This window comes from Bacteroides sp., from assembly GCF_052357945.1.
Lineage (GTDB): Bacteria > Bacteroidota > Bacteroidia > Bacteroidales > Bacteroidaceae > Bacteroides.
Genome location: NZ_DAWCXD010000185.1, coordinates 1 through 8,075, shown reverse-complemented (window position 1 = coordinate 8,075; position 8,075 = coordinate 1). Strand labels below are relative to the sequence as shown.

At 44.7% G+C, this 8,075-nt stretch carries 5 protein-coding genes and 1 pseudogene; 2 read left to right on the top strand and 4 right to left on the bottom strand.

Features of this window, described 5'->3' with window-relative positions:
* Positions 1 to 138: 138 nt before the first annotated feature.
* From ACT8YW_RS20670 to ACT8YW_RS20660, 3 genes are read right to left on the bottom strand one after another with little or no spacing between them, the layout of a single operon-like run.
* Positions 139 to 1,500 carry an efflux transporter outer membrane subunit gene (locus ACT8YW_RS20670; protein ID WP_287818050.1) on the bottom strand — a complete coding sequence of 454 codons (1,362 nt, stop codon included), beginning with the start codon at positions 1,498 to 1,500 and terminating at the stop codon, positions 139 to 141.
* Positions 1,501 to 1,512: 12 nt separating this feature from the next.
* Positions 1,513 to 4,656, bottom strand: a complete 3,144-nt coding sequence (locus tag ACT8YW_RS20665; protein WP_444106994.1) for an efflux RND transporter permease subunit — start codon at positions 4,654 to 4,656, stop codon at positions 1,513 to 1,515.
* A gap of 9 nt (positions 4,657 to 4,665) precedes the next feature.
* Entirely contained in the window at positions 4,666 to 5,769 is a 1,104-nt protein-coding gene (locus tag ACT8YW_RS20660; protein ID WP_444106993.1) for an efflux RND transporter periplasmic adaptor subunit, read from the bottom strand.
* A gap of 230 nt (positions 5,770 to 5,999) precedes the next feature.
* Between ACT8YW_RS20660 and ACT8YW_RS20655 the strand changes: the two genes are divergently transcribed.
* Both ACT8YW_RS20655 and ACT8YW_RS20650 read left to right on the top strand, forming a co-directional pair.
* Positions 6,000 to 7,007: a sensor histidine kinase gene (locus tag ACT8YW_RS20655; RefSeq protein ID WP_444106992.1), complete on the top strand. Its 1,008-nt coding sequence runs from the start codon at positions 6,000 to 6,002 to the stop codon at positions 7,005 to 7,007.
* Positions 7,004 to 7,711 (top strand): LytR/AlgR family response regulator transcription factor, encoded by a 708-nt coding sequence (locus ACT8YW_RS20650; protein WP_444106991.1) that lies wholly within the window; start codon positions 7,004 to 7,006, stop codon positions 7,709 to 7,711. The genes ACT8YW_RS20655 and ACT8YW_RS20650 overlap by 4 nt, the downstream gene beginning before the upstream one ends.
* Positions 7,712 to 7,742: 31 nt before the next feature.
* Here the strand turns inward: ACT8YW_RS20650 and ACT8YW_RS20645 are convergent.
* Positions 7,743 to 8,075 (bottom strand): annotated as a pseudogene (locus ACT8YW_RS20645) (hypothetical protein); the annotation flags it as partial.

Here is an 8,075-nt window from a genome sequence, read left to right as displayed (position 1 = left end):
GTTACTAATTTTCAAATAAATAATTCTAACCCTTATATCGAACTCACGTTAAATACAAAGATTATGATGGGAGTTTATATATTCAGCATCTTTGATATCAACTTATTAACAATTTTGTTTTAATCCATCTACTATCAATCAGTATCCTCCTCCCAATGCATGATAAAGATTAATAACTCCCTGTATTTCATCAAAACGATTGGAAGCGACGGATAATTCTGCCTGCAAAAGAGTCTGACGGGCAGTAAGTACTTCCAGGTAGTTTTGCGAACTGTGCCGCATCAACAGTTCGGAACTACGCACTGCGGACTGAAGCGAAGTGACCTGCTGTTTGGAGAGTGCCAAACGGCCTTGAGCCTTCTGCCATTGCACCAACGCATCGTTTACTTCCGTTCCTGCATCAAGCAAACTTTGGCGGAAGGTGAGTAACGCCTCTTCCTGTTGTGCTTTCGCTATTTTCAAATTAGCAATATTCTGTCCGCGATTGAAAAGTGGCTGAACCAATGAGCCGACAGCGGAAAGCAGCCACTGTCCGGGATTGGTTATAGCGCCACCTGCCGAGTTTGTCCATCCTGCGGAACCACTCAAGGTGATAGAGGGATAAAAAGCAGAACGTGCCTGATTCGTTGCATAAAAAGCCCCAGCCAGTTCAGCTTCCTTTTGACGAATATCCGGACGACGGTGCAACAGTTGCAACGGCACTCCGGTTGAAAGGGATTCCGGGAAACGCTGGTTGTCAAGCGTAGAACGTGTTATCAGCTGCGGAGCCATACCCAACAGGGCGGAAAGAGAATTCTCCATTTCACTGATTTGCTGTTCAATAGAAAGCACGGAAGCATCTACCGATAGCTTGCTCGCTTCAGTTTGGGCAACAGCCATTTCCGTAGTTTGCCCGGCTCTTTTCAATGCTTTCATTGCACGCAGGTTCTCATCCCATGTTTCAGCCGTGCGACGGGTGATATCCAGTTGCTTATCAAGCATCAATAAGGTGTAGTAACTATTGGCAATCGTTGCTACCAGTTGCGTCTGTACCGCTTGCCTATAGGCTTCACTCTGTTCGAGGGCGGCTTTGACTCCTCGTTTGGCATTGGTCAACTTTCCGAAAATATCCAGTTCCCAGTCTGCCGATGCTGCCAGATCATAGGTCTTGGAAGTTTTCGAACCATCCACGCTGCTCAATGTTCCTTGCGGAGTGAGCGATACAGAAGGCAGATAAGCCAACTTGGAAGAAAGCAGTAATGCTTCTACTTCTTTCACTTTCAAACGGGCAATATTCAAATCGGTATTATTCGCGATACCCGTTTCAATCAGTTGTTGCAGTTGCGGATCGGTAAATAGTTCCTTCCATGAAAGGGAAGCAATGGAAGCGGTATCCCCCGCAACAACCGGCTGCCGGTAAAGACTGTCGGTAACCGTCGTGTCCGGACGTTCATAAGTCCGGTACACATGACAACCGCTCAATCCGGCCGACAGGAATAAACATATTATTATCTTTTTCATACACTTCAACAATTAAAGATTCTCCAACTCTGCCGGTTTACGTGCCGGCATCAGTTTTTCCTGAAGATACTGGAACACGATAAACAATATAGGTACGATAAACAACAGGGCAACCGTACCGATCAACATTCCACCTACGGTTCCTACACCGATGGAAATATTACCGTTCGCTCCTACTCCCGATGCAAACATCATCGGTAACATACCGAATATCATCGTAAGAGATGTCATCAGGATTGGACGCAGACGGACTTGCGCAGCCGAAACAGCCGCCTGTGTGATCGTCATTCCCTGACGACGGCGCTCGGAAGCATATTCCGTAAGCAGAATAGCTGTCTTCGACAACAAGCCAATCAGCATAATCAAACCTGTCTGTAAATAGATATTATTCTCCAGGCCGAACATCTTGGCAAAAAGGAAACTTCCGGCAAGTCCGAATGGTACGGAAAGAATCACTGCAATCGGAATGAACAAACTTTCGTAGAGCGCACAAAGAATAAGATAGATAAAGACTACACAGATGATAAATACCAGTGTTGTGGTATTCCCTGTAGAGGATTCTTCACGTGACATACCTCCGAACTCAAAGCCATAACCTGCCGGTAATACCTGTTCCGCAACTTCACGTACCACCTGAATAGCTTGTCCGGAACTGTAACCGTCTGCCGGAGCACCATTGACGGAGATGGCAGAGAACAAATTGAAACGCGTCAGCGACTCTGCACCGTAGACTCGTGTCAAAGTGAGATACTGACTGACAGGGGACATCTCTCCGTCGGAATTGCGGACAAACATATTATTCAATGCTTCAGTATCCAGACGGAATTCCGGTGAAGCCTGTACCATTACACGGTAAAGTTTAGAGAAACGGTTCATATTGGATGCATAGTTACCACCGATATAGCCGGACAAAGTGCTCAATACATCCGAAGGCGACACTCCATTCCGCTTGCAAAGGGCGGCATCCACTTCTACCAGGTATTGAGGGTATTTCGTATCGAACGAAGTCGAGGCACGTCCGATTTCAGGCCGGGCATTCAACGCGTCAATCATCTGACGGGTGTATTTCAGCAAATCTTCTACCGAACCGCCTTTCTGGTCCTGAATATAAATCTCAAAACCACTACTTACTCCATACCCGGGAATCATCGGTTGTGCAAAGGCCATAATCTGTGCAGAAGAAATGTCATCCGTACGCCGATAAATCTCGTTAATAACAGCATTGATACCGTCTTCCTTTTCCGTACGTTCATCCCATGGTTTCAGACGGACGATAAACATACCGTTTGATGCTCCCTGACCACTTATCATACCGTTACCCGTCACTTTAGAGAACATTCTGATTTGCGGTATGTCATGGATACGCTTGTCTATTTCATCCATTACAATCTTGGTTTCTTCCAGACTGTTTCCGGGTGAAGTACGCACGTCTACAAAGATAGTTCCCATATCCTCTTGAGGAACCAACCCGGTCTTGGTGGTTTTCATCAGAAGGAACAATCCCGCACAAGCGACTAACAGCAATGCTCCCGCCAGCCATTTACGTTTCAACATGAAAAATACGCCACTCTTATATTTCAGTACTAACCGATGAAAAGCACTATCAAATGCCATGTGGAAACGGGATGAGAAACTCAATTTCTCCCCTTTCGCAGCTTCCATGTGCGGTGTCATTATCAGTGCGCAGAGAGCGGGACTTAAAGTTAACGCGTTAATCAGAGATATTGCTACGGCAACAGCCATGGTCAGTCCGAACTGGGTATAGAACGTTCCGGTAGTTCCTCCCATAAAACATACGGGAATAAATACTGCCATGAAGACAAAGGTGGTAGTTACCAGTGCCGAGGTGATGCCACCCATGGCATCAATGGTGGCCCGGTAAGCCGATTTATATCCCTCGTCGAACTTTGCCTGCACCGCCTCCACCACAACAATAGCATCATCCACCACCGTTCCGATAACTAACACCAGTGCAAACAACGTCAACATATTCAGACTGAAACCTGCGGCATAGAGAAAAGCAAAAGTACCCACAAGGGAAACGATGATAGAAATGGCCGGAATAAACGTAGACCGCAAACTTTGCAGGAAAACGTAAACCACAAGTACCACTAACAGAATGGCTTCAATCAAGGTTTTTATCACATTCTTAATGGATGCATCCAAAAACTCTTTCGAACTCATCAGGTCTACCAGCTCCATTCCTTTAGGTAATCCTTGAGCAATTTCCACTGTCACCTTATCTATTTCCTTAATAATCTCATTGGCGTTCGAACCGGAAGTCTGCGCAATCATACAGTTGGAACCGGGATGCCCGTTCACTTCACCGATGTACGTATAAGAGCTGGCACCCAATTCGATACGTGCCACATCTTTCAGCCGCAGCACCTCACCTCCTGCCTGCGAACGGATTACCAGATTTCCATAATCTTTTTCTTCTTCATAACGTCCACGATATTTCAATACATACTGAAAAGTATTCTTCGATTCAGCACCAAGCGTTCCCGTAGGAGCTTCCAGATTCTGTTCGTCAAGTACCGTCGTGATGTCGGACGGAACCAGTCCATATTTGGCCATCTTAGCCGGATCGAGCCAGATACGTAACGAATAGTCCGCTCCCATCACATTCACCTCACCTACCCCGGCAATACGTGAAAGACGGGGTTCGATATTGATCTTCAGATAGTTATTCAGAAAACTTTCATCGAACGTGTTGTCGGGACTATACAATGCCAATGCTTTGATATTACTTGTCTGGCGCTTACGGACAGTGATACCGCTGCGGGTGACTTCTGCCGGTAATAATCCTTGTGCCGTAGCAATACGGTTCTGCACGTTAACTGTCGCCATATCGGGGTCAGTCCCCTGACGGAAGTAAATGGTTATTCTCGCTGAACCGTTATTGGTAGAGGAAGAGGTCATGTACATCATATTCTCTACTCCATTGAGCGCTTCTTCCAATGGCACGACTACACTCTTCTGTACTGTTTCCGCATTAGCACCGGTATAGGTAGCGGAAACGCTGACAGTAGGAGGTGCAATTTCAGGAAACTGTTCAACGGGAAGCTGCGAAAATCCTATCAATCCGATGATAAGAAAAACAACCGAAATTACTCCTGCGAGAATAGGCCGGTCTATAAATGTTCTGATTTTCATAACGGCATCTTATTCTTTAGTCAGATCACTCTTGATTACTGTTCCCTCACGCACCAGTCCGGCACCCTCGGCTATAATAACATCACCCGGTGCAAGCCCTGTTTCGACGATGTATTCAGTACCGTTATTCAACCGGAACACTTCTACCGGGGTTGATTTCGCTTTGCCGTCGACTACTTTATATACAAATATACGATTCTGCAATTCGTAAGTAGCTGCCTGCGGAATGATGATACATCCTTTCTTTATGGTAGGAACAACGACTTTACCACTTCCACCGTTACGCAGGAACTGGTCGGGGTTGACAAAAACAGCCCGCAGCCCAACAGCACCGGTTCCTTCATCCACCGTACCGCTGATAGCGTCTACCTTTCCAGTATGAGAATAGTTTTTTCCATTGCTCATAGTCAGTTCCACTTCGTCCATGTTTTCTATCGCTTTTTTAAGTGAGCCATACTGTTGCACAAAGTCGAGTATCTGATTCTCCGTCATGGAGAAATAGGCATATACTTCGCTGTCGTCCGAAACAGTGACTAACGGTTCGGTGATACTGCTACTCACCAACGCCCCTACCCGATAAGGAATCATGCTGGCTACTCCGTTCACCGGACTTTTCACTTCAGTATAAGAAAGGTCATTACGCGCATTCACTTCCTGTGCTTTAGCCTGTGCCAATGCCGCTTCTGCTGCCGCTTGTTCATTGCGGGCTGTTTGCAAATCGAATTCGGACACAATCTGTTCTTTGTAAAGTTCAGCTTTGCTATCCGCTGTCAATTTAGCAGTGGCAAGTTTGGCTTCCGCGCTTTTTACATTAGCCACTGCTGTTTCCAACGCTGCTTTATAAGGAACCTGGTCGATAATGAAAAGTGTCTGCCCTTTATGAACGGGATCTCCTTCATTGATACATATCCGGGTAATTATACCACTCACCTGCGGACGAATTTCAACATACTGCCGCCCTCGTAGCGTAGCTGTATAATCGGATTTCAAAATCTGGTCACTTTGTGTTACGGTAAGTGTTTTGTACATGGCATCTGCCTCTTTCTGTTGCGAACCTCCACAAGCACATAGCAGAGGCAAACAAACCAAGGCAAAAATGATTAGTTGTTTCATTGTAGCTATATTTAAATGATTGTTAATGATTTATAACCCATTATTCTATAAAAAGCGCGACTGACCAAATCTAAGAATTATCAAACAATAAAATAAGAATGTAGTGACGAACGGCAAGAATATGATGACGAACGACAAAAGGGAATGCTTGGGGTTTCAGAACAATCTTTTATCTTTGCAAAGAAGTGAGAAAATAGACTTCCGGGAGTTAAACGAGCAATGAGAAGAATATGAAACGTACTAATATACCTGTTTACATTGACTTGCTTTTCTGTCTGGTAATCATGCCGCCCATCATCATGTTAGTGCCGGTAGACAAATGGATTGTACACCACACGGTCTTTATGCTGACCCTGATTGTCTATCTCTACGGTCTGTACTTCATCTACCGTAAAGTGAAACTACCGATGCTTTTCATGCAACGGAAGTTCGGACATATCTTATTGCTCATGTTATCGCTTATCTTTATCACATGGTTGCTAACCCACTTTCCATACCCACCGGAACCCAACAATATAGACCTGATGATGCATAAAGCCCGGCAACACATGCGGGCGCAAACTGTGTGGTTCTTTTTCCTGGTAGTGACGGGGTTCAGTCTTTCCATAGAACTGATCTTTGAGCTTTTCCAGCAAATTCTTTCCAAACAGGAGATTGAAGCGGAAAAGAACAAGGCGGAACTGGCTCTCTATAAGGCACAAATCAATCCGCACTTCCTTTTCAATACATTGAACGCTCTCTACGGACTGGTACTTACGAAGTCGGACAAAACAGAATCTGCCTTTATCAAGTTTTCCAATATCCTGAAATATATGTATGCCCAGACTACTTCAGATCTGATTTCCATCAGCAACGAAGTAGAATATATACGCCAATATGTTGATTTACAATCTTTGCGTTTAAACAAGCATACGAAAGTGGTATTTGAAACCGAGATGGATGACGAACAGATACAGATTCCTCCGATGATTCTCATTACTTTTGTCGAGAACAGTTTCAAATACGGCGTTTCGTCCGACACGGACTGTACAATTTTTATTCGTATCATTGTAAAGGAAGGGCAGCTTATCTTCGAAACCGAGAATATGATTATGAAGGAGAACCATCAAAATCCTCATGCCATCGGAATAGACAATTGCCGTAAACGGCTGGAACTTCTTTATCCCAACCGCTTTGTATTGCTTACAAAAGAAGAAAACGGATGCTTCAAAACCTATCTTAACATTCAACTACGATGAAAAAGCTGACTTGTATCGCTATTGACGACGAACCGATTGCATTGCTCATCATCAGCCAGTTTTGCGAACGAAAAGGCGGACTGGAACTTACTACTTTCAGCGAACCGCTGACCGGGCTGAAGGAAATAGCCCGGTGCAAACCTGATCTGGTCTTTCTGGATATTGAAATGAACAGCATCAGCGGATTGGATATTGCCCATGCACTTCCTCCCGAGAGTTGTCTCATCTTTACGACAGCCCATGCACAGTATGCACTGGACGGCTTCGACCTCGATGCCGTGGATTTTCTGCACAAGCCCTTCGCTTATGAACGATTTGAAAAAGCAGTGGAGAAAGCGATTGTCTTTATTGAAGCATGCCAGAACAAACTACCGGAAAACATCATAATCAAACAAGAATACAATAATATATCTATTCCTATCTCCGATATTCTTTATATCGAAGCAATGGAGAATTATACGAAAATATTCCGTATAAACGGCAACTATATATTATCGCGCACAAGTCTGAAAAGTATTCAGGAGATGTTACCCGAAAAGGCTTTTCTACGTACGCACCGCTCGTATATCATTCCGGTTAATAAGGTGGAACGATTTTCTAAACGGGAAATAAACCTGACCGGATGCCGGATTGTAATTCCCATAGGAAGACAATACGCAGAAAATGTCTATACGACATTGACGGTCAGGAATATGGTGCTATAAACAAGCCTACAGAAAGCCGGAGCTTTTAAAATCAACTTCCGGCCTTCTGGGTATAAATTAATTTATCTCTTTGGCTTATTGTCCACAAGCCATCTATCAGTCGTACATTTTTCGTATCATCGTCCTCCACGTTCCACGCATAACCTCCCGAAGGCAGGCTACGTCTCTCCAATATTTCATTGGGCTGATTATTGGAAAAGAAAAGTTCCAGCTGTGTAGAATCGGGACTAAAAACAATGAAAGCAGAAGTGTCACTATCATCCACCGCCTCTGTACGAATCCCTTTCTCAAACAAGCGGATACAGTCTTTTTGCACTTCACACCATACGTATCCGGCAGAACCGATACAGCCATGTTCATCCCG

Coding starts and splice junctions, on each gene's coding strand:
- ACT8YW_RS20670 (WP_287818050.1), bottom strand. CDS start 1,500: ATGAAAAAGATAATAATATGTTTATTCCTGTCGGCCGGATTGAGCGGT.
- ACT8YW_RS20665 (WP_444106994.1), bottom strand. CDS start 4,656: ATGAAAATCAGAACATTTATAGACCGGCCTATTCTCGCAGGAGTAATT.
- ACT8YW_RS20660 (WP_444106993.1), bottom strand. CDS start 5,769: ATGAAACAACTAATCATTTTTGCCTTGGTTTGTTTGCCTCTGCTATGT.
- ACT8YW_RS20655 (WP_444106992.1), top strand. CDS start 6,000: ATGAAACGTACTAATATACCTGTTTACATTGACTTGCTTTTCTGTCTG.
- ACT8YW_RS20650 (WP_444106991.1), top strand. CDS start 7,004: ATGAAAAAGCTGACTTGTATCGCTATTGACGACGAACCGATTGCATTG.